Annotated in this window: 1 protein-coding gene and 1 pseudogene; both read right to left on the bottom strand. The window is 67.2% G+C overall.

The window, feature by feature from the left end:
* Nucleotides 1-277: 277 nt before the first annotated feature.
* Entirely contained in the window at nucleotides 278-829 is a 552-nt protein-coding gene (locus RT567_RS16560; RefSeq protein WP_313577288.1) for a TIGR00645 family protein, read from the bottom strand.
* Nucleotides 830-831: 2 nt separating this feature from the next.
* Nucleotides 832-1,702: pseudogene (locus RT567_RS16555) on the bottom strand (phenylalanine--tRNA ligase subunit beta); the annotation flags it as partial.

Genomic DNA, 1,702 nt, shown 5'->3' with positions numbered 1-1,702 from the left:
AGTTGGGATCGGCGGGCGGACGGCTGGCGCAAGCGCCGAGACCGGCGGGCAGGGCGCCGGCGGCGGCGAGGCCGAGGCTGGTGCGGATCAGTTGGCGGCGGTGCATAATCAAGGCTCCCGGCAGAGGTCGGTCCGCCCGTCGTCGCGGGCTTGGCCTACCGTCCCTGCCTTTTACGGCAGCCTTGGGGCTTTAAGGTTAACCGAAGATTGCTCGCGCCCCTTAAAGCGCCCCGGCGGATCAAGCCTGCGTCATGCACGCCGAGATCCGCCGGACCGTTCAGTGCCTGTCGGTCTTGGCCGCAATCCAGTCCATCAGCGCCAGAAGCACGCCCGAGGCGACGAAGGTCAGGTGAATGATCACCGCCCACATCAGCTCCGCCTGATCCAGCGGATGGCCCGGCTTGCCGATGTTCATGAAGCTCTTGAGCAGATAGATGGCCGAGATCGCCACGATGGAGGCGATCAGCTTCATCTTCAGGCCCGAGAAATCCACGGAGCCCATCCACGGCGGCCGATCCACCTGGTTCTCGTCCAGGTCCAGCTTGGAGACGAAATTTTCATAGCCGGAATAGAGGACGATCAGCAGCAGATTGCCCGCCAGAGACAGGTCCACCAGGCTGAGAATGGCCAGGATGGCGCCATCCGAGCCCATGTGCCCCTCGCCCATGATGAAGGCCTGCGGCAGGTAGTAGAACAGCTCCCGCACGAAGACGACCAGCAGCATCACCAGGGCCAGCACCAGACCCAGGTAGAAGGGCGCCATCAGCCAGCGCGCGCGGAACAGGTTGCGTTCGAACTGGGTCTCGGCCCAGGGCTTCTTGTCCGTCATGCTCAGCTTCTCAGGGTTCCGCCCGCCTTGGCGGCGGCGGCCTTGACCTTGGCTGTCAGGGCTTCGATTTCAGCCTCGGCCAGGGTGGCGGCGCGGGGCTGGACCTCGACCTCGATGGCGACTGACTTCTGACCCTCGGGCACGCCCTGGCCGCGATAGACGTCGAAGACGCGCACATCGGCGATCAGGGCCTTGTCGGCGCCCGCCACGGCGCGGGTCAGGTCTCCCACCGCCTTGGCCTCGTCCATCAGGAAGGCGAAGTCGCGGGTCAGCGGCATCAGGTTCGGCAGGTCCGCCGCGCCGCGCGCCTTACCACCCTTGCCCCGCGGTTCCGGCACGGAGTCGAGCACGATCTCGAAGGCCAGCATGGGGCCGTCGGCGTCCAGCGCCTTCAGCACGCGCGGGTGCAGGGCGCCGAACTCGACGATGACGTTCTTGGGCCCCAGCTGCAGCCGGGCCGAACGGCCGGGGTGCCACCAGTCGCGGTTCGAGCCTTGCGCCAGTTGCAGGGAGGCGACCGGCGCGCCGATCTCTTCCAGCAGGGCCATCAGGTCGCCCTTCAGCGCAAACAGGGAATCTTCCCCCGTCCCGCCCCAGTGACGGTCGGCGTGTGGCGCGACCAGGCCGGCGATGACGGTGCGCTGGCCGTTCGGCTGGTCGTCCAGATAGACGGGGCCGATCTCGAACAGGGCGACATCAGCGTGGCCGCGCGCAGCGTTGCGCGCCGCCGCCTGGATCAGGTTCGGCAGGACCGAGGGCCGCATGCAGTCCAGATCGGCTGCGATCGGGTTCTCCAGCACCAGACGCTCGTCCCCGCCGCCAAACAGAGACGCGATCGACTGCTTGGTGAAGGACCAGGTGACAGCCTCGGCA

Origin of the sequence: Brevundimonas sp. (assembly GCF_032107865.1) — a bacterium.
GTDB lineage: Bacteria > Pseudomonadota > Alphaproteobacteria > Caulobacterales > Caulobacteraceae > Brevundimonas.
Note: the sequence above shows the minus strand (reverse complement) of the source record. Positions and strands in the feature narration are given on the sequence as shown.

Excerpts from the sequence above, each read along its gene's own strand:
- RT567_RS16560 (WP_313577288.1), bottom strand. The coding sequence starts at position 829 with ATGACGGACAAGAAGCCCTGGGCCGAGACCCAGTTCGAACGCAACCTG.